This window comes from Pantoea sp. B550 (assembly GCF_024158165.1).
GTDB lineage: Bacteria > Pseudomonadota > Gammaproteobacteria > Enterobacterales > Enterobacteriaceae > Pantoea > Pantoea alfalfae.
This window is the reverse complement of record NZ_JAMYXI010000003.1, coordinates 3,251,003-3,270,151: the sequence shown is the minus strand read 5'-3', so window position 1 is coordinate 3,270,151 and position 19,149 is coordinate 3,251,003. Positions and strand designations below refer to the sequence as shown.

The following is a 19,149-nucleotide window of genomic DNA, read 5'->3' as shown; positions in this document are numbered from 1 at the left end:
ACCCAAAAATGCCAGCCAGTGCCGCTGGCATTTTCCTGTCTGAAGCAGACTTAATCTGCCTGGCCCTGCGCCAGCCCAATCACCCGGGCAAACATCTCCCGTATTAACGGCGGGATGGCTTCCGGCCCGCGTTCCGCCGCCGATGTCGCCACAGCGATCGCCAGTTCTGGCTTGGAGCTCTGGTGAATCGCTTTGGTAATAATACGCCTGGAACTCATCGGAACGTTTAACGGCAGGTGCGCCATCTGATGATAGACATCCTGAAAACCCTGGTGATAGAGAAAATTCTCCATATCCAGTGCCGGTAACTGCGTCAGAAAACGCAGCTCAGGATCGCCGGGCTGTAACTGCGTGCGTGCCGTGCTGGCATATTTGTTACCCGCCTGATCGCCGTCTGTCAGCACATGCCAGGCGATGCCCATGCGACGGGCAAACTTCAGCAGCGGCTTTAAGCCCGACTGAGCAAACTCAATTACCTTCACCCCTTCAGCCGCAAAGTTGTAACCGCACTGCTGTGCCAGCTCATTCATAATCCAGACTTCGGTTTCCCCCTCCACCAGCAGCCAGCAACGGGCAAACAGCGCCGCAGGCCGGTTGACACGAATATGGAAGCCAATGCGCCGGCTCTCTTCGGCACTCAGCCCTTCTGGCCCGATGCGCCAGGCGGCCACGCGCGAGGGACCGCGTACCAGACGACAGACGTTCTCTACCGGCACCTGAGACAGAAGCTCAGCAGAATTGGTAGTGGCGATTTTTTGCAGCGGCAACAGCCTTAGCAGGTTCCACGCCACCGACAGCATAATCGGATGCAGCCGGGTTTCCGGATCTTCAATCAGCAGCAGCGGACGGGCATCAGCGGCCAGCGGGACGTCGCCTCGCGCCTCAATCAACAGGGTAAATATCTGCAGCAGAATCAGCTGACGGCTGCGGGAGTCGGTTCCGGCTATCAGCTGATTGAGATGATCCAACGCCCGCCATCCCTTTTCCCCGTCGCGTGTCTGCGGATCCCGTGACCTGAGTTCATTGCCCGCATCGGGCAACTGCACCAGAAAGTAGTGCTGCATCAGTTGCTGCATGGTCTTCAGCCCCTGTCGCAGCACCTCATCACTGAGCTGCTGGGGATGGTGCTCCAGATCGCGCGCCAGCGACGCCATGCCCGCCAGCACCTCAGGATGTGGAGTAGCCACAGGCGCACTGTTACGCGTCCGCTTACTAAAGCGCGCATCGCGCAGCCGCAGCACCGGATAGCGTTTCATCAACAGATCAATGGCCGCCGCGCAGTGCTGCTCTGGCAACAGCTGCGCGTTCACATCAACGAAACGCCGTCGGGTTTCGATGCCGCTGTCACGCCAGGCCGCGCTGACGCTGTAATAAAGCCGACGCTGGCCCTGAGCATCGCGCTGCCAGAATGTCGAGAGCACAGCATCCGGGTCGCTGCCATCATCGCGAAAATGAAATACGATTGACAGACGGCGCATGGGATCGGCCACATCACCTGGGGTGAAATGGAAATCAGCCTGGGTAAAAACATAAGCTGGTTCATTGGGCGAAAGTAACAGGCTCAGGGCATCCAGCAGGCTGGATTTGCCCCAGGCATTCTCACCAATCAGCAGATCAGTCCGGGTTAAAGGGAGTGAGAGCTTGTTGATGCCGCGGAAACCGCGAATATCGATATGTTCCAGAATCATAGGCGTCCGTCCTCAGGTTATAAACAGCATGGTTGCCGCCAGCGAACCGGTCAAGCTGCTATGGGGTTTACTCCGATACGCTTTTTCGCTAGCGTGTTGCCTCTTCCCCCATGGATGGCATTGATATGTACTCCGGACTTTTGATTATTCTGCTGCCGCTGATCGCCGGCTGGCTGTTGCCGTTCCGTAAAACCACTCTGCTGCGTCGGGTAAACCAGCTGTTAGGCTGGATGGTTTACGTCATTCTCTTCTTTATGGGCATCAGCCTGGCCTTTCTCGACAACCTCGGCAGTAACCTGCTGGCGATATTTCACACCGCACTCGTAGCGGCGTTCTGCATTCTGCTGTGCAACCTGCTGGCGCTGCGCGGACTGGAAAAGTATGCGCCCTGGCAGCATGCACACCGGCAGGAGAAACTGCCCTCGCGGCTGCATATGGCACTGGACTCCCTGAAGCTGTGCGGCGTCGTTGTCCTTGGTTTTCTGCTTGGCCTGACCCAGTGGCCGCTGTTGCATCACGCCTCAACCGCCAGCGAATATGCGCTGATTTTCCTGCTGTTTCTGGTGGGTATTCAGTTGCGCGGCAGTGGCATGACGCTGCGTCAGATCATCCTGAACCGTCGTGGCATGCTGGTGGCCGTTGTCGTGCTGATCAGCGCGCTGCTCGGGGGCATGATTGCCGCGCTGGTGCTGGGCATGCCGTTAAAGACCGGTCTGGCGCTAGCCAGCGGCTTTGGCTGGTACTCCCTCTCCGGCATTCTGATGACCGAAGCCTTTGGCCCGGTCATCGGCAGTGCCGCCTTCTTCAACGACCTGGTACGTGAGCTGGTCGCCATCATGCTGATCCCGGCACTGATTGGTCGCCATCGTTCGAGTGCACTGGGTCTGTGCGGAGCCACCTCAATGGACTTTACCCTGCCGGTGCTGCAGCGGGCGGGCGGCAATGAGATTGTCCCTGCCGCCATTGTGCACGGTTTTGTCATGAGCCTGCTGGCCCCGATTCTGATCGCCCTCTTCTCTGCCTGAACCCGGTCTGATATGCGCTGAGCTCTGCCAGCGCATTTTTTCACGCCTGCTTTTCTGCCGTGTCGTCTACGCTTCTTTTTTCGGTTCTGGTCACGTCACTCCTCAGGGCGGGCCGACAAAGGAGAAGAGCATGAAACAAACCGTGGCGGCGCTGGTCGCCAAAACGCTGGAAAGCGCGGGCGTCAAACGCATCTGGGGTGTCACCGGGGACTCCCTTAACGGCCTGAGCGATAGCCTTAATCGCATGGGCACCATCGAGTGGATGCCGACACGACACGAAGAAGTCGCCGCCTTTGCGGCGGGCGCAGAAGCCCATATCAGCGGCGAACTGGCGGTCTGCGCCGGTTCCTGTGGACCCGGCAATTTACATCTCATCAACGGTTTGTTCGACTGCCATCGCAATCGCGTCCCGGTTCTGGCGATTGCGGCGCATATCCCCTCGAGCGAAATCGGCAGCGGCTATTTCCAGGAAACCCATCCGCAGGAGCTGTTCCGCGAATGCAGCCACTACTGTGAGCTGGTCTCGAATCCTGAGCAGTTACCGCAGGTGCTGGGCATCGCGATGCGTAAAGCGATTCTGAATCGTGGCGTCTCGGTTGTGGTACTGCCAGGAGACGTGGCACTGAAACTGGCACCGGAAAGCGCCAGCACTGAGTGGTATCCGCCGCAGTTGCCGCAGGTCCTGCCACAGCCCGCCGAACTGGCCCGGCTGGCACAGACGCTGAACGAGGCCACTGACATTACGCTGCTGTGCGGCAGTGGCTGCGCCGGTGCACATCAGGAAGTGGTGGCGCTGGCCGAAGCGCTGAAAGCGCCAATTGTCCATGCGTTGCGAGGCAAAGAACACATCGAGTATGACAACCCTTATGATGTCGGCATGACCGGCCTGATCGGGTTCTCATCTGGTTTCCACGCCATGATGAATGCCGGGACGCTGGTGTTGCTTGGCACCCAGTTCCCCTATCGCGCCTTCTATCCGGAAAACGCTAAGATCATCCAGATCGATATCAATCCGGGTAGTCTCGGATCACACTGTCACGTTGATCAGGCCTATGTCGGTGATGTGAAAAGCACGCTGCAGGCATTGCTGCCGCAACTGACGCACAAAAGCGATCGCAGCCACCTCGACAGTGCAGTCAAGCACTACGTCGAGGCACGCAAAAGTCTGGATGAGCTGGCGCAGCCCAACGACAAGCAACCGATTCATCCGCAATATCTGGCACAGCAGATCAGCCATTACGCCAGCGACGACGCTATTTTTACCTGCGATGTCGGAACCCCGACCGTCTGGGCGGCGCGCTACCTGAAGATGAACGGCAAACGTCGCCTGCTGGGTTCGTTTAACCATGGCTCAATGGCGAACGCAATGCCACAGGCGCTGGGTGCGCAGTCGATCGATCGCAACCGTCAGGTCGTTGCGCTGTGCGGCGACGGCGGCTTCAGCATGCTGATGGGCGATTTTATCTCGCTGGCGCAGCTGAAAATGCCGGTAAAACTGGTGATCTTTAACAACAGCGTGCTGGGCTTTGTGGCGATGGAGATGAAGGCCGGGGGCTATCTCACCGACGGCACGGAGCTGGAAAATCCCGACTTTGCTGCTATCGCCCAGGCCTGCGGCATCCGTGGTATCCGGGTGGAAAAGGCGTCAGAACTGAATGGCGCGCTGGGGCAGGCATTTGCCCATGATGGTCCGGTACTGGTGGATGTTATTACGGCCAAAGAGGAGCTGGCTATGCCGCCACAGATCAAAATGGAGCAGGCCAAAGGCTTCAGCCTCTACATGCTGCGCGCCATCATGAACGGTCGCGGTGATGAGGTGGTAGAACTGGCGAAAACCAACTGGCTGCGGTAAAACAGTGATTCCATCCAGGCGGGCGCGATGCCCGCCTTTTTTTTATCTTCCGCCACATTCAGGAGCATAAGGTGATCGATTTACGCAGTGATACCGTGACCCGGCCCAGCGCCGCCATGTTAAGCGCAATGATGTCAGCCGAAACCGGTGATGACGTCTACCGTGACGATCCCACCGTAAATGCGCTGGAGGCGGAAGCTGCACGGCTGAGCGGCAAAGCCGCGGCGCTGTTTTTCCCGACCGGCACCCAGGCCAACCTGGTGGCGTTGCTCAGCCACTGCGAGCGCGGCGATGAATATATCGTCGGTCAGCAGGCACACAACTACAAATATGAAGCGGGCGGTGCGGCGGTGCTGGGCAGCATTCAGCCGCAGCCGGTGCTGGCCGCCGATGATGGCACCCTGCCGCTCGATGTGGTGGCAGCGGCCATTAAGCCGGATGATATTCACTTTGCCCGCACCCGCCTGCTGAGTCTGGAGAACACCCATCACGGTAAAGTTTTGCCGCTGGCGTATCTGGAACAGGCGTGGACCTTTACCCGCGAGCATAAGCTGGCGCTGCATATTGATGGCGCGCGTATTTTCAATGCCGTGGTCGCACAGAAGATCACGCTGGCGGCGATTGCCCGCTACTGCGACTCCCTCACCCTCTGTCTCTCTAAAGGTCTGGGCACGCCCGTCGGTTCGCTGCTGTGTGGCGATACGGCGCTGATTGAGCGCGCCCGTCGCTGGCGTAAAATGACCGGCGGCGGTATGCGCCAGACCGGTATTCTGGCGGCGGCGGGTCTGTACGCGTTAGAACACAACGTGGCGCGACTGCAGGAAGATCATGACAATGCCGCCTGGCTGGGACAGCAGCTGCATGAACTGGGCGTCAGCGTCATCGATCAGCAGACCAACATGCTGTTCGTGTCCGTGCCGGAAGCCCAGGTCAAACCATTAGGTGAGTGGATGAAGGCGCGCGGCGTGTTAATCAGCGTGGGAACACGCACCCGACTGGTCACCCATCTGGATGCTGATCGTGCGGCGCTGGAGCAGGTTGTCGCCCACTGGAAAGCGTTTCTGCAGCAGTAATCCGCTATTCCGCCGCACCATACTTCTCCAGTAGTGCGGCTGCTATCGCGGCGGTTTCGGCATCGGGCTGACCGCGATAATCCGCAGGCCGGAAATGCATCTGAAACGCGGCAATCACCTTCTGCTGCTCACGCACACTCATCCCCGCTGTCACCGCATAACCGTAGCGTTGCAGGCTTTCCATGAGTGGCTGCACGGGCACAAGGGCGTGCGGATCCTGCCCCGCTAAATAAAATTGCACCCGTCCGGCATCGGGCCAGGCACCGAGTCCCCGCTGTGCCAGCTGTTGCCAGGGGAACAGTGGACCGGGATCCTGCTTGCGCTGCGGCGCGATATCACTGTGACCAACAATGTTTTCTGGTGGGATGCCGTAACGCTGTGCAATATCCCGCACCAGCGCCTCCAGCGTGGTGATCTGCGCGGCGGTAAAGGGCTGCCATTCGAGGCCGGTCAGCGTCCGGCGATAACCCTTATTTACCAGCTCAATACCAATCGAGGTGTCATTGATGCGGATGGCTCCACGCCAGAAGCTGGGCCCTGCATGCCAGGCGAGTTGCTGCTCCGGCACCAGCTGCCAGATAACGCCTTTACCGGCACGTTGGGGCGGCTGGCGGGGAATCAGATAGTGGGCGCTGACTTCCCGATCGGTGAGGGTCGCCAGCGACGAAGAAAAATCTTCGGCGGTGTAGTGGACCACAATCACCTTCACCCGCGGCCGCGCACCCTGCGCCGGATGCCGCAGATCGGCCCAGTAGCCGTCACGGGATTCCATGCCAGAGTGACACCCTGCCAGCAGCAGTGCCAGCAGCATTAACAGCCCGCGTTTCAACGAATGATCACCGCCGTACCGCTGACGCTGACCATCAGCATGCTGCCATCTTTTCCGACCGTTTCGTAATCAATGTCGATACCGACCACTGCGTTGGCACCCAGCGCTTTTGCCTGCGCTTCCAGCTCTTCAAACGCGATTTCCCGCGCTTTACGCAGCTCTTTCTCATACGCGCCGGAACGACCACCGACCACATCACGGATGCCCGCGAAAAAATCACGGAAGATGTTGGCACCCAGAATCGCTTCTCCGGTAACCACACCGCAATATTCACTGATGCTGTGACCTTCCAGCGTTGGGGTTGTTGAAAATTTCATCGCATTCTCCTTGTTGAAAACCGGGCTAAGGCTCTTTCGACTAAAAAGCACGGCTATACTCTATGCTAAAAAGGGCACCTTGCCAGAGAACCCTAAGGAAATCGAGATGAGAAACAACGCGTTTGCGCTAATGATCCCGGCGGCCCTGCTGCTCAGCGCCTGTACTACCGTTGAGCCAGTCATTAAGGATAATGGCCCGCGTACCGCCCCCTGTATTGAAGGCGGTCCTGACCAGGTAGCCCAGAAGTTTTACGACCTGCGTGTCGAACAGCCTACGCAGGGTCTGCCTGACAGCAATACCCTGGCAAAATATCGCCCTTACCTGAGTGATGCGCTTTATCACTCCCTGCAGGCGGCCAGCGGCAGCAATGCCGGTTCACAGTGGCGTAACGGCGATCTCTTCTCCAGCCTGTCACAGGGTCCGACGGCTGCCAGCGTCGCCGATGCTTCCACCATTCCGAACCGCGATGCACGCAACATCCCGCTGCGGGTCGATCTGAGCCGCGACGGCAAACAGTGGCAGGATGAAGTGCTGATGATCCACCAGGGCACCTGCTGGGTCGTTGACGACGTGCGCTACATGGCGAACCCTGCACATGCCGAAGGCGGCAGCCTGAGCCAGATGCTTGAAAAATCAAAAAAATAATTCAGATTCAACGGTTATGAGAAGCGCAGCCACCGCAGGTGACTGCGCTTTTTTATTGCCAAAGCCCGCCCTGCGGCCTTTGGCAGCAGCCAGACAGCACATGATATTGTGCTAAGCTTTTGCTGTTTACCTGCTGTTTTACAAATTTTAACCCACCTTAATTGCATAACTATTCTGGTGACGTTAAAATCCGCGACACTAATAGCTATTCAAATCTGGCGCATGAGTATTCAACTAAACGCAATAAACTGCTTCTACGGTGCTCATCAGGCGCTGTTCGACATCAACCTTGATTGTCCGCAAGGCGAGACCCTGGTGCTGCTGGGCCCCAGCGGTGCGGGCAAGAGTTCGCTGCTGCGGGTGCTTAATCTGCTGGAGCAGCCACGTTCAGGTCAGTTGCAGATTGCCGGCAATCAGTTCGACTTCACGCAGAAACCGTCTGATGCCGCGATTCGCGAACTGCGTCAGAACGTCGGCATGGTGTTCCAGCAATATAATCTCTGGCCACATCTGACCGTGCTGCAGAATCTGATCGAAGCGCCCTGCCGGGTTCTGGGCCTCAGTAAAAGCGACGCCCGCGCCCGTGCCGATAAGCTGCTTGACCGACTGCGCCTTACGCCCTACAGCGATCGTTTTCCGCTGCACCTCTCCGGGGGGCAGCAGCAGCGTGTGGCGATTGCCCGCGCGCTGATGATGGAGCCGCAGGTGCTGCTGTTCGATGAGCCGACGGCCGCGCTGGACCCTGAAATTACCGCACAGATTGTCAGTATCATTCGCGAACTGGCGCAGACACGCATTACCCAGGTGATTGTGACCCATGAAGTGGAAGTGGCACGTAAAACGGCCAGCCGCGTTGTTTATATGGAGAACGGTCACATTGTGGAACAGGGCGATGCCAGCCGCTTTACACAGCCGCAAACCGAAGCGTTTGCTCACTATCTTTCGCACTAAGTCAGGATGCTAAAAATGAAAAAAATGGTACTTGCTGCACTGCTTGCCGGTTTTAGCCTGAGCGCTACCGCGGCACAAACGATTCGTTTTGCGACCGAAGCCTCTTATCCTCCTTTTGAGTTTGTGGATGCGGACAACAAGATTCAGGGCTTTGATGTCGATCTGGCCAACGCGCTGTGTAAAGAGATCGACGCGACCTGCACCTTCACCAATCAGGCGTTCGACAGCCTGATCCCAAGCCTGAAATTCCGTCGCTTTGATGCGGTGATGGCGGGCATGGATATCACGCCGGATCGTGAAAAACAGGTGCTGTTCACCAAGCCTTACTATGACAACTCGGCGCTATTTGTCGCCCAGAAAGGCAAAGTCGCCAGTGTAGAAGCCCTGAAAGGCAAGCGGGTTGGCGTGCAGAACGGCACCACTCACCAGAAATACCTGACGGATAAACACAGCGACATTACCATCGTGCCTTACGACAGCTATCAGAACGCGGTGCTGGATCTGAAAAACGGCCGTATTGATGCTGTCTTCGGTGACACCGCTGTGGTCAACGAGTGGCTGAAGCAGAATGCTGCGCTGGCTGCCGTCGGCGACAAAGTGACGGATAAAGCCTACTTTGGTACTGGCCTGGGCATTGCGGTACGCACCGGTAATACCGATCTGCAGACTAAATTCAATGGCGCGCTGGACAAGATCAAAGCAGACGGCACCTACAAAACCATCTACAGCAAATGGTTCCAGCAGTAATCACTGATGAATGAAATGATGACCCTCGCAAGTGCCGCCGGTATGACCGTCGGCCTTGCTGTTTGTGCCCTCATCGCTGGCCTGGTGCTGGCGATGATTTTCGCTGGCTGGGAGTCACTGCGCCTGAGACCGCTGGCGTGGATTGGCACCGGCCTGGTGACGCTGATCCGTGGCCTGCCGGAAATTCTGGTGGTGCTGTTTATCTATTTTGGCGCCTCACAGCTGCTGCTCACCCTCTCTGACGGTTTCACGCTGAACTTCGGGCTGTTTACGCTGCCGGTTCAGATGCAGATAGAGAACTTCGATGTCAGTCCGTTCCTGTGCGGTGTGATTGCGCTGGCGATGCTCTACGCCGCCTACGCCTCGCAGACACTGCGCGGCGCACTCAAAGCGGTGCCGGTAGGTCAGTGGGAGTCGGGCCAGGCGCTGGGCATGAAAAAGTCGGTCATCTTTCTCCGGCTGATTATGCCGCAGATGTGGCGTCACGCCCTGCCCGGTCTGGGTAATCAGTGGCTGGTGCTGCTGAAAGATACCGCGCTGGTTTCGCTAATCAGCGTCAATGACCTGATGCTGCAAACCAAAAGTATCGCCACCCGCACGCAGGAGCCGTTTACCTGGTTCCTGGTGGCGGCCGCGATCTACTTAGTAATTACGCTATTCAGCCAGGCGGTGTTACGTCGCATCGAACTGCGCACCACCCGCTTTGAACGGGGGAACAGCTAATGCTGGCCTATCTGCCTGAACTCCTGAAAGGGCTGCACACCAGCCTGACGCTGACGGCGGCCTCGCTGGTGGTGGCACTGCTACTCGCACTGCTCTTCACTGTGGTCCTGTCGCTGAAAACGCCAGTGCTGAATCCGCTGGTAAAAGGATTTATCACGCTGTTTACCGGTACGCCGCTGCTGGTGCAGATCTTCCTGATTTACTACGGTCCGGGACAGTTCCCCTCGATCCAGCAGATCCCCTTGCTGTGGCATTTACTGTCGCAGCCGTGGCTGTGCGCGATGCTGGCGCTCTCGCTGAACAGTGCGGCTTACACCACGCAGCTGTTTTACGGTGCGGTCCGGGCGATTCCCTCCGGACAGTGGCAATCGTGCGCGGCACTCGGCATGAGCCGCAAAGATACCCTGCGCATTCTGCTGCCTTATGCATTTAAACGCGCCCTCTCCTCCTACTCTAATGAAGTGGTGCTGGTGTTCAAAGGCACCTCGCTGGCCTACACCATCACCCTGATGGAGGTCATGGGCCACGGCCAGCTGCTTTATGGCCGCACCTACGACATCACGGTCTATGCCGCGGCGGGTCTGATTTATCTCTGCGTTAACGGTTTGCTGACGCTGATGATGCGACTGATCGAAAAGCGCGCCCTGGCCTTTGAACAGCGTAACTGATTCCCGGGCGAGGCTCCTCGCCCTTTTCGCCTGAAAAATCACACTAATTGCATAAAAATTCATTTTATGGCAGGGTATCGCCTTCTCTGGCTGACCACATCACAGGAATCATAAAATGAAAAAATGGATTATCGCTGCTGCGCTGGCTTCGCTGGCGGTGACCGCTCAGGCCGCGGAAACGATTCGCTTCGCCGCTTCAGCAACCTATCCGCCATTTGAATCTCTGGACAAAGAAAATAACCTCGTCGGATTCGATATCGATCTGGCTAAGGCGCTGTGCCACCAGATGAAAGCAGAGTGTACCTTCACGAACAATGCCTTCGACAGCCTGATCCCCTCACTGAAGTTCCGCCGCTATGACGCTGTGATTTCTGGTATGGATATCACCACGGAACGCAGCAAGCAGGTCGATTTTACCCAGCCCTATTACGCTAATTCCGCCATTGTGATTGCGCAGAAAGGTAAGTTCAGCAGCTTCGGTGATTTGAAAGACAAACGCATAGGCGTTGAAAACGGCACTACCCACCAGAAATACCTGCAGGATAAGCATCCGGACGTGAAAGTGGTGGCGTATGACAGTTATCAGAATGCGATTCTGGATATGAAGAGTGGCCGGCTGGATGGCGTGTTTGGCGACAGCGCGGTAGTGAATCAGTGGCTGAAGACCAATCCGGATCTCGCGACGGTCGGTGAACATGTTACAGATGCAGATTACTTCGGCACCGGCCTGGGCATTGCTGTGCGTAAAGGTAATACGGCGCTGCGCGATCGGTTCAATCAGGCACTGACTGAACTGAAAGCCAACGGCAGCTGGCAGCAGCTCAATCAGAAATGGTTCCCGGAGTAACTTCGGGGATTACCGGACTCAGTGCTGACGGCGGGTTAACAGCGTCAGCACTTCAAAATGCGCGGTGTGCGGGAACATGTCGAACAGCTGTACCTTCGTGACCTCATAGTCATTCAGTTGGGCAATATCCTGCGCCATGGTCTGCGGATTACAGCTTGAATAGAGCAGATAATCCGGGGCCATCTGGCTGAGATAATCACACAGCGCCTCACCGATCCCACGGCGCGGCGGGTTCACCAGCACCAGCTGCGGCACCGCGTCACGTCCGGTCGCAAACGCCGTCGAATCCAGCGCCGCAAACTGCACGTTTTTCAGTCCCAGCATCTCAGCAGAACGCTGGGCGCATTTAATCGCCTCAGCACTGATCTCAATGCCGGTCAGCGCCATCTCCGGTGTCGCGCAGTGCAGGCCAAAACCGCCTACGCCGCAGAAGAGATCCCACATGCTGTTAACCGGCAGCGCACGCACCCAGTCGCGCGCGGTGGCATAGAGCGCGCTGGCAACCTGCGGATTGGTCTGAAAGAAGCTCTGTGGGCGGATCCACAGCGGCACGCCATTAAAGTTCTCTGCCAGCGACTGCGCAGGCGTCAGCGCCATCTCCTCCTCTCCCTCCAGAATCGCCATGTGCACCGGCTGAATGTTGGCAGAAATCACTACCAGCTGCGGTAACTGCTGTTGCAGCCACGGCAATGCCGCGCGCAGCTGTTCCAGTTTGGCGGTTGAGCGCAGGACAAAGCGCAGCATGATGCCGCCCTGCTGGCTTTCGGTAATCAGCAGGAATTTCAGTTCGCCGCGTTTGCGCGCCACGTTATAGGGCGTCAGCCCGGCACGGGCGATAAACGGTTTGAGCGCTGCAAACACCGGCTGGAAGCTGGCGGGATAGAGCGGGCAGTCGCAGAGATCGACAGGCTCACCATCACGGTGAACAAGACCCAGTACCGGACGCTCCACACTACCGCTGACCACCATTTTGGCTTTGTTACGGAATGCCTGCTGCAGTGATGTCACTGGCGGCAACCAGGACGCAACCGGCTGATCGGCGAGTAACTGTTCCAGCATCGACTGTTTGTCGCCTAGCTGAATGGGATAGGGTTTTTCCAGCCACTGACAGGAGCGGCAACGGTTAGCGTCATAAAGCGCGCAGTGCATGGTAAAGCCTTAACGATGGGGTCGGGCGGAGCGCGATTGTATCATCGCTTCCTGAAAAAAGCGCGACTGCTGGCAGGCAGAAACAGCAGCATCAGCACCACCAGATCGGGGATTTTCTGCGACAGGGTATGGTGGATAATCTGGGCGTTATTGTCGCCATCGATGCTGAAAATCTCCGGGTAAATCCCGCCCAGCGAGGCGAACAGCATATAGATCAGCACAACCCCCTGCGTGGCCACATAGCCCCAGCGGCCACGGTTACTGCCGCGCATCAGGGTAAAGGCGCAGCGCAGTTCGAACAGGAAGATCAGCTGGCTGGCGATAAAGATAAGCGTAGAGTCCCAGGACTGGGCGCTGCGGTGAACAAAGTTGGCGATTTCATTATAACCCAGCTCATTGGCCAGCATCAGTACGCTCAGGCAGCGGGTCGCAATAATGGCAATGCCCGCGACCGTCACCGGAACCGGTGCGTCTGAAAGCGTTGCACTGCTTTTGAAGATTTCTGACATAGTCCCTGACTCCACCTGATCGAAAAACGGGCCGGTTAAACCGGCCCGTTCATATAGTGGCAAAGGTTACGTATTTCAGCCACGTTTAGCTTTCTGAATATCGCTTAAACGCTGTTTTTCTTCGTGTGCCATGAATCGCCAGGCGATAAAACCGACTAAACCGACCACAAACAGGATCAGGGAAGCCAGCGCATTGATTTCCGGGTTCACGCCGCGGCGTACGGTAGCGAAGATCGCCATCGGCAGCGTGGTGGCGCCGGGCCCGGTCACAAAGCTGGCGATTACCAGATCGTCGAGTGACAGAGTAAACGCCAGCAGCCAGCCGGTGACAATTGCCGGCGCAATCATTGGCACGGTAATGACGAAAAAGACCTTCAGCGGCGTCGCGCCTAAATCCATCGCCGCCTCTTCGATTGAGCGGTCCAGTTCACGCAGACGCGAGTTAATCACCACCGCCACATAGGCGGTACAGAAGGTGACGTGCGCCAGCCAGATGGTCAGCATGCCGCGCTCACTTGGCCAGCCAAAAGCGTTGCCCATGGCCACAAACAGCAGCAGCAGCGACAGACCGGTGATCACATCGGGCATCACCAGCGGCGCCGTCAGCATAAAGGCAAAACCGTTGTGCCCACGGAAGCGACCAAAGCGCACGATGATGACCGCCGCCAGCGTGCCCAGCACCACCGCCATGGTGGCCGACAGCCCGGCAATGCTCAGACTCAGCAGCACCGCGTCAATCATCGCGCTGTCCTCAAACAGCACTTTGTACCAGTGGAATGAGAAGCTGTCCCACACCGTTACCAGCGGTGAGCTGTTGAAGGAGTAAACCACCAGCAGCAGCATCGGCGCATAAAGGAACAGGAAGCAGCAGACCAGAATGCCGGTACGCCAGGGCGAGCGAATAGTTGGCAAATTATTCATGCCTTCTCTCCCATTTCACGGTTTTGATGCTTATGGAACCAGATGATCGGCAGAATCAGGATCAGCAGAATAATCACCGCCAGCGCGGAAGCCACCGGCCAGTCGCGGTTGTTAAAGAACTCCTGCCACAGGATACGACCAATCATGATGCTGTCCGGCCCACCCAACAGTTCAGGGATCACGTATTCCCCCACCGCCGGGATAAACACCAGCATCGACCCGGCAATAATGCCGCCTTTGGTCAGCGGCACAATCACGCTGAAAAAGGTCTTCAGCGGACGCGCACCCAGATCCAGTGAGGCTTCCACCAGCGAGTAGTCGATACGGGTCAGCGCGGTGTAGATTGGCAGCACCATGAAGGGCAGATAGCAGTAGACGATACCGATATAGACCGCGGTGTTGGTGTAAAGAATAACCAGCGGATGATCAATCACGCCCAGCCACAGCAGGAAGCGGTTCAGAATACCGTTGTTGTTCAGCAGCCCCATCCAGGCGTAGACGCGCACCAGAAACGAGGTCCACGACGGCAAAATCACCAGCAGCAGCAGGATGGTGCGCATCGAGGGTTTACTGTGCGCCACGGCCCAGGCGAGCGGATAGCCAATCAGCAGACAGATCACGGTCGAGATCGCCGCCACTTTCAGCGACTGCAGATAGGCATCGACGTAGAGCGGATCGTCGGTCAGCGTCAGGTAGTTGCCGAAGTTGAGCACGATGCTGAACTGATCATCTGCCCAGCTCACCAGTTCGGTGTAGGGCGGGATAGCCCGCGCAATGTCCGCAAAGCTGATCTTCAGTACCGTCAGAAACGGTAACAGAAACAACAGCACCAGCCAGACATAAGGCAGAGCAATGACCAGCTTGCGGCCATGCTGCATTTTTACCCGCGTGGCCCAGCGTTGCAGCGGCGTGCCGACCAGTCGGGCGGGCGCTTTGGCGCGTTGAAAAATCTGGCTCATAGCCGCTCCTTAAACCGTCAACACCACGCAACTGTCGCTTTCCCAGCAGAGACGGACTTCATCCCCCCATGTCGGCAACCCTTTGCGGTAGCGATGCGCGTTTTGCAACTGTGCGCTGATCATCTGTCCGCTGTGCAGACGGACATGGAAGATAGAGAGATCGCCGAGATAGGCGATGTGGACCACTTCACCCACCGCAAAGTTACAGCCATTGGCCGGCACCTCATCACACAACATCACTTTTTCCGGACGCAGCGCGACATGCACCGGTACGTTATCCACCACAGAGACATCGGAATCGACTTTCAGCGGATGCATCAGGCCGGGGCTGTCGATTACCAGGCCATCTGCCTGACGTTCACGCAGCAAACCTTCGAAGACGTTAACCGAACCGATAAACTCGGCGCTGTAGCGGCTGGTCGGATGCTCGTAGATCTCCTCCGGCTCGCCAATCTGCACGAACTTACCGCGATTCATAATCGCGATACGGCCCGCCATCGTCATTGCCTCTTCCTGGTCGTGCGTCACCATCACGCAGGTCGCGCCCACACGCTCCAGAATATCAACCACTTCCAGCTGCATCCTGTCGCGCAGCTTCTTATCCAGTGCGCCCATCGGCTCATCCAGCAGCAGCAGTTTTGGCCGTTTCGCCAGGCTACGTGCCAGCGCCACGCGCTGACGCTGACCACCGGAGAGCTGATGCGGTTTGCGTTTCGCAAACTCCTGCATATGCACCAGCGCCAGCATTTCGGCGACGCGGCTGGTGATCTCCCCTTTCGGCAGCCGATCCTGCTTCAGACCAAAGGCGATATTCTGCTCCACCGTCATGTGCGGGAACAGCGCGTAGGACTGGAACATCATATTGATCGGACGCTGATAGGGAGCAACGTGCGACAGATCCTGTCCATCCAGCACAATCTGGCCGCTGGTGGGCGGCTCAAAACCGGCCAGCATACGCAGCAGCGTGGATTTGCCGCAGCCCGATGCGCCCAGCAGAGCGAAGATTTCACCTTTATAAATGGTCAGACTGACATCATCCACGGCGTGCTGGCCGTCAAAGGATTTGGTCAGATTGCGGATCTCCAGCAGCGGCGTTAAGGCCTTTGCGGTTTTATGTTGAGGGCGGGGAATGGCATCGTTCACAAAGGGTTCTCTCCGGAGCCAGGCGGAACATGGCGGCAAAATCCGCCGCTAAAAATGGCACAACAGAGGCCGACACTGCGCCTCTGTTGCTGATGCGTGACAGGTCAATCCGTTAAGGACGAATTACTTACCACTTTTTACTTTAGTCCATGCGCGCGTACGCACACGATCCAGTTTCGGATCCTGGACTTTCAGCACGAACAATTTCGACATCGCTTCTGGCGTCGGGAAGATACCCGGGTTGTTGCGGACGTCGGCATTGATCAGCGGCAGCGACGCTTTGTTGCCGTTGGCGTAATTCATTTTGTTGGAGACATCAGCGATCACTTTCGGATCCATGATGTAGTTCAGCCAGGCGTAGGCACCGTCGAGGTTTTTGGCATCCTTAGGAATTGCCATCATATCGAAGAAGGCCAGCGCCCCCTCTTTCGGCACGCTGTAGCCCAGATGCACACCATTTTTCGCTGCGTCGGCACGGTTTTTCGCCTGCAGAATATCGCCCGACCAGCCGATGGCGACGCAGATGTTACCGTTAGCCAGATCGTTAATGTACTGCGATGAATGGAAGTAGCGGATATTCGGACGCAGTTTCAGCAGCAGGTCGGTCGCCGCGCCGGAATACTCTTTGGCATCAGAGGTATTCGGGTCTTTGCCCAGATAGTTGAGCACGGTGGCGAAGATCTCTTCTGGCGCATCCAGGAAGGAGACGCCACAGCTTTTCAGCTTCTCCAGATTTTCCGGCTTCAGTACCAGATCCCAGCTGTTGACCGGCGCATCAGCGCCCAGTGCGGCTTTAACCTTGTCGATGTTGTAACCGATACCGGTGGTGCCCCAAAGATAAGGAATGGCATATTTGTTACCCGGATCGTGCTGCGCCACTTTTTCCATCAGCGCCGGATCGAGATTTTTATAGTTAGGCAGTTTGCTTTTGTCCAGCGGCTGGAATACCCCGGACTGCAGCTGACGCGCCAGGAAGCTGGAGGATGGCACCACGACATCGTAGCCGGTGCTGCCCGCCATCAGTTTGCCTTCCAGCACTTCGTTGGAGTCAAACACATCGTAGACCACTTTAATGCCGGACTGCTTTTCAAAGTTTGGCACGGTATCTGGCGAAATATAATCGGACCAGTTGTAGACGTGCAGCGTTTTATCTTCCGCCATACTGGTGGCCGACGCGGCCATCAGCGCAGCAGCTACTACAGCTGACAGCCATTTCTGACGTGAGTTGAACATATTTTTCCATCCTCCTGAGCGGGTCATTTCAACGCTGCAAACCTGAGATCCCTGCATTGCGTTCTGTACAAGACGTCAGTGACACAATGAATCATTATTCAGCGGGAGTTTAATAGCAAAATCCTATAGCTGGGACGCAGTTACACGTCTGTTACAGCCCCGCAAGCATAGCCCCCCCGGTCAGGCTTCACCAGACCCCAGCGTAAAAAACGCCTGAAACCGATATTTTATGCATGTTTGAGCTATGAGGTTCGGCTTTGATGGCATAAACCACGACAAATATCTGGCGGTAAAGGGCAAAGTGCAGAATAAAAAAAGGGGGCGGCAAATCGCGGGCATAAAAAAGCCGTCTCAGGGACGGCTTAGTGGGCGACCATGTCGGGCTTAGTGCAGCACAGAATGAACGCTGGTCACCGCAACGTGCTCTTCTTCTTCACCCACAATCAGCAGATTATTGGCAAAGGCTTCCAGGATGACCATGGAGATTTGCTCTTCACTCTGTTTCATAAAGTGTGAGAACTGACCAAAGGTTAATCCGGCGGTAGTGGTCATTGACTGACAGACAATGAGCTTCGGCAGATTATCATCCTGAATGTCGATAAAGGCTTTCACCGTCAGTGAACTGGCATTAATTTGCGACAGATCGCCAACCAGTGGAATCAGCGCCGTCGGCTTCACTTCAGCCAGCGCCGAAAACAGAATGACGTTGTCGACCAGATCGATTTTGGCGTCAAACACCCCATCGAAGTTTTGCATGTGCGGCAGATGAAGTGCCTGACAGGCATCGCATTCGAACCAGGTGATATTTTGCTGATCCAGCCAGCGACGCAGCAGGTCGATATCCGGAACGACAAGAGAATCCATCGTAAAATCCCAGTGGGGTGATAAACAGGCGACTTAGCTTACGGAAAAATGCGCGGCGATGCCACGAAAACTGCTGAAAAGCGCGTGTCAGCCAGCGGTTTTAGGACGGAGCCCGGGGATGGCCTGCTGCTCAATCCGCTGAATCATCAGCGCGGCAATGTTAAGGCCGCTGCTGGTTTCGATGCCTTCCAGACCGGGCGAGGCGTTCACTTCCATCACCAGCGGACCGCGATGAGCGCGCAGAATATCGACACCGGCGACTTCCAGCCCGAGCGTGGCCGCTGCTTGCACGGCGATCTGCCGCTCCTGAGGCGTGATGACCACCGGATACGCTTTACCGCCGCGATGCAGATTAGAGCGGAAATCGCCCTCTTTCGCCACCCGCTCTATTGCTGCCACCACCTGATTGCCGATCACCAGACAGCGAATATCTCGTCCCTGTGCTTCTTTAATAAACTCCTGCACCAGAATGTGGGCGTTCAGGCCGCGAAAAGCATCGATGACGCTCTCCGCCGCCTGACGCGTTTCCGCCAGTACCACACCGATGCCCTGCGTGCCTTCCACCAGCTTAACCACCAGCGGCGCGCCGCCCACCATGGCGATCAGATCGTCAGTGTCATCGGGTGAAGAGGCAAAGCCGGTGACCGGCATGTCGATGCCTTCCCGTGCCAGCAGCTGCAGCGAGCGCAATTTATCCCGGGTGCGGGTTATGGCGGCGGACTCATTCAGCGGATAGCTGCCGCACATCTCAAACTGTCGCAGCACTGCCGTGCCATAGAAAGTAATGGCGTTGCCGATTCGCGGAATAACGGCGTCGAAATGGCCCAGCGGTTCACCACAATAGTGAACCGCCGGTGAGGCGGGATTGATATTCATATAGCAGGAGAGCGGATCGATGATTTGCACCTCGTGGCCGCGCGCGGCGGCCTCGTCACGCAATCGTCGGCTGGAGTAGAGCGTCTCATCGCGCGACAAAATGGCTATCTTCATCGCAGCTCTCCCTTG

General features: G+C 57.0%; 20 protein-coding genes. 9 read left to right on the top strand and 11 right to left on the bottom strand.

Annotation, left to right across the window (positions count from 1 at the left end):
- Window positions 1-50: 50 nt before the first annotated feature.
- Window positions 51-1,688, bottom strand: coding sequence for an ATP-dependent endonuclease (locus NIM72_RS18305; protein WP_253421456.1), 1,638 nt, complete (start codon window positions 1,686-1,688; stop codon window positions 51-53).
- Between the two features lie 125 nt (window positions 1,689-1,813).
- Here NIM72_RS18305 and NIM72_RS18300 point away from each other — a divergent pair, with 125 nt between their 5' ends.
- The 3 genes from NIM72_RS18300 (at window position 1,814) to ltaE (ending at window position 5,638) form a co-directional block, all read left to right on the top strand.
- A complete protein-coding gene (locus tag NIM72_RS18300) occupies window positions 1,814-2,713 on the top strand; it encodes a lysine exporter LysO family protein (protein ID WP_253421453.1) in 900 nt (299 codons plus the stop codon).
- 130 nt (window positions 2,714-2,843) lie between these two features.
- On the top strand, window positions 2,844-4,565 hold the full coding sequence (gene poxB, locus NIM72_RS18295; protein WP_253421452.1) for a ubiquinone-dependent pyruvate dehydrogenase: 1,722 nt from the start codon (window positions 2,844-2,846) through the stop codon (window positions 4,563-4,565).
- A 71-nt stretch (window positions 4,566-4,636) separates the two neighbouring features.
- Window positions 4,637-5,638 (top strand): low-specificity L-threonine aldolase, encoded by a 1,002-nt coding sequence (ltaE, locus tag NIM72_RS18290; RefSeq protein WP_161734250.1) that lies wholly within the window; start codon window positions 4,637-4,639, stop codon window positions 5,636-5,638.
- A 4-nt stretch (window positions 5,639-5,642) separates the two neighbouring features.
- Here ltaE and NIM72_RS18285 read toward each other — a convergent pair whose 3' ends face one another.
- Both NIM72_RS18285 and NIM72_RS18280 read right to left on the bottom strand, forming a co-directional pair.
- Window positions 5,643-6,467: an N-acetylmuramoyl-L-alanine amidase gene (locus NIM72_RS18285; protein WP_222924277.1), complete on the bottom strand. Its 825-nt coding sequence runs from the start codon at window positions 6,465-6,467 to the stop codon at window positions 5,643-5,645.
- A complete protein-coding gene (locus tag NIM72_RS18280) occupies window positions 6,464-6,784 on the bottom strand; it encodes a heavy metal-binding domain-containing protein (protein WP_161734254.1) in 321 nt (106 codons plus the stop codon). Before NIM72_RS18280 ends, NIM72_RS18285 begins: the two co-directional genes overlap by 4 nt.
- 106 nt (window positions 6,785-6,890) lie before the next feature.
- Here NIM72_RS18280 and NIM72_RS18275 point away from each other — a divergent pair, with 106 nt between their 5' ends.
- From NIM72_RS18275 to NIM72_RS18250, 6 genes are all read left to right on the top strand, one after another.
- Window positions 6,891-7,430, top strand: coding sequence for a lipoprotein (locus NIM72_RS18275; protein WP_135909545.1), 540 nt, complete (start codon window positions 6,891-6,893; stop codon window positions 7,428-7,430).
- A 222-nt stretch (window positions 7,431-7,652) separates the two neighbouring features.
- Window positions 7,653-8,381 (top strand): arginine ABC transporter ATP-binding protein ArtP, encoded by a 729-nt coding sequence (gene artP, locus NIM72_RS18270; protein WP_253421451.1) that lies wholly within the window; start codon window positions 7,653-7,655, stop codon window positions 8,379-8,381.
- Between the two features lie 15 nt (window positions 8,382-8,396).
- The gene (gene artJ / locus NIM72_RS18265; RefSeq protein ID WP_033732083.1) at window positions 8,397-9,128 is read left to right on the top strand and encodes an arginine ABC transporter substrate-binding protein; all 732 of its coding nucleotides are present in this window, start codon (window positions 8,397-8,399) and stop codon (window positions 9,126-9,128) included.
- 6 nt (window positions 9,129-9,134) lie between these two features.
- Entirely contained in the window at window positions 9,135-9,851 is a 717-nt protein-coding gene (gene artQ, locus NIM72_RS18260; RefSeq protein WP_161734258.1) for an arginine ABC transporter permease ArtQ, read from the top strand.
- Complete coding sequence (gene artM, locus NIM72_RS18255) at window positions 9,851-10,519, top strand: arginine ABC transporter permease ArtM (protein ID WP_253421450.1); 669 nt, start codon at window positions 9,851-9,853, stop codon at window positions 10,517-10,519. The genes artQ and artM overlap by 1 nt, the downstream gene beginning before the upstream one ends.
- Before the next feature lie 115 nt (window positions 10,520-10,634).
- The gene (locus NIM72_RS18250; protein ID WP_253421448.1) at window positions 10,635-11,366 is read left to right on the top strand and encodes an arginine ABC transporter substrate-binding protein; all 732 of its coding nucleotides are present in this window, start codon (window positions 10,635-10,637) and stop codon (window positions 11,364-11,366) included.
- A gap of 18 nt (window positions 11,367-11,384) precedes the next feature.
- On the opposite strand, the gene rlmC is transcribed toward NIM72_RS18250, so the two are convergent.
- From rlmC to rimK, 8 genes are all read right to left on the bottom strand, one after another.
- Window positions 11,385-12,515: a 23S rRNA (uracil(747)-C(5))-methyltransferase RlmC gene (gene rlmC, locus NIM72_RS18245; RefSeq protein ID WP_253421446.1), complete on the bottom strand. Its 1,131-nt coding sequence runs from the start codon at window positions 12,513-12,515 to the stop codon at window positions 11,385-11,387.
- Window positions 12,516-12,556: 41 nt separating this feature from the next.
- A complete protein-coding gene (locus NIM72_RS18240) occupies window positions 12,557-13,024 on the bottom strand; it encodes a YbjO family protein (RefSeq protein WP_222924281.1) in 468 nt (155 codons plus the stop codon).
- A gap of 75 nt (window positions 13,025-13,099) precedes the next feature.
- Window positions 13,100-13,945, bottom strand: a complete 846-nt coding sequence (potI, locus tag NIM72_RS18235; protein WP_013357282.1) for a putrescine ABC transporter permease PotI — start codon at window positions 13,943-13,945, stop codon at window positions 13,100-13,102.
- Window positions 13,942-14,904, bottom strand: a complete 963-nt coding sequence (potH, locus tag NIM72_RS18230) for a putrescine ABC transporter permease PotH (RefSeq protein ID WP_161734268.1) — start codon at window positions 14,902-14,904, stop codon at window positions 13,942-13,944. Before potH ends, potI begins: the two co-directional genes overlap by 4 nt.
- 9 nt (window positions 14,905-14,913) lie before the next feature.
- Window positions 14,914-16,047 (bottom strand): putrescine ABC transporter ATP-binding subunit PotG, encoded by a 1,134-nt coding sequence (potG, locus tag NIM72_RS18225; protein ID WP_161734270.1) that lies wholly within the window; start codon window positions 16,045-16,047, stop codon window positions 14,914-14,916.
- Window positions 16,048-16,170: 123 nt separating this feature from the next.
- Entirely contained in the window at window positions 16,171-17,280 is a 1,110-nt protein-coding gene (gene potF / locus NIM72_RS18220; RefSeq protein WP_161734272.1) for a spermidine/putrescine ABC transporter substrate-binding protein PotF, read from the bottom strand.
- A gap of 384 nt (window positions 17,281-17,664) precedes the next feature.
- Window positions 17,665-18,144, bottom strand: coding sequence for a YbjN domain-containing protein (locus tag NIM72_RS18215; RefSeq protein WP_161734274.1), 480 nt, complete (start codon window positions 18,142-18,144; stop codon window positions 17,665-17,667).
- A gap of 87 nt (window positions 18,145-18,231) precedes the next feature.
- Window positions 18,232-19,134, bottom strand: coding sequence for a 30S ribosomal protein S6--L-glutamate ligase (gene rimK / locus NIM72_RS18210; RefSeq protein ID WP_161734276.1), 903 nt, complete (start codon window positions 19,132-19,134; stop codon window positions 18,232-18,234).
- Between the last annotated feature and the right edge of the window lie 15 nt (window positions 19,135-19,149).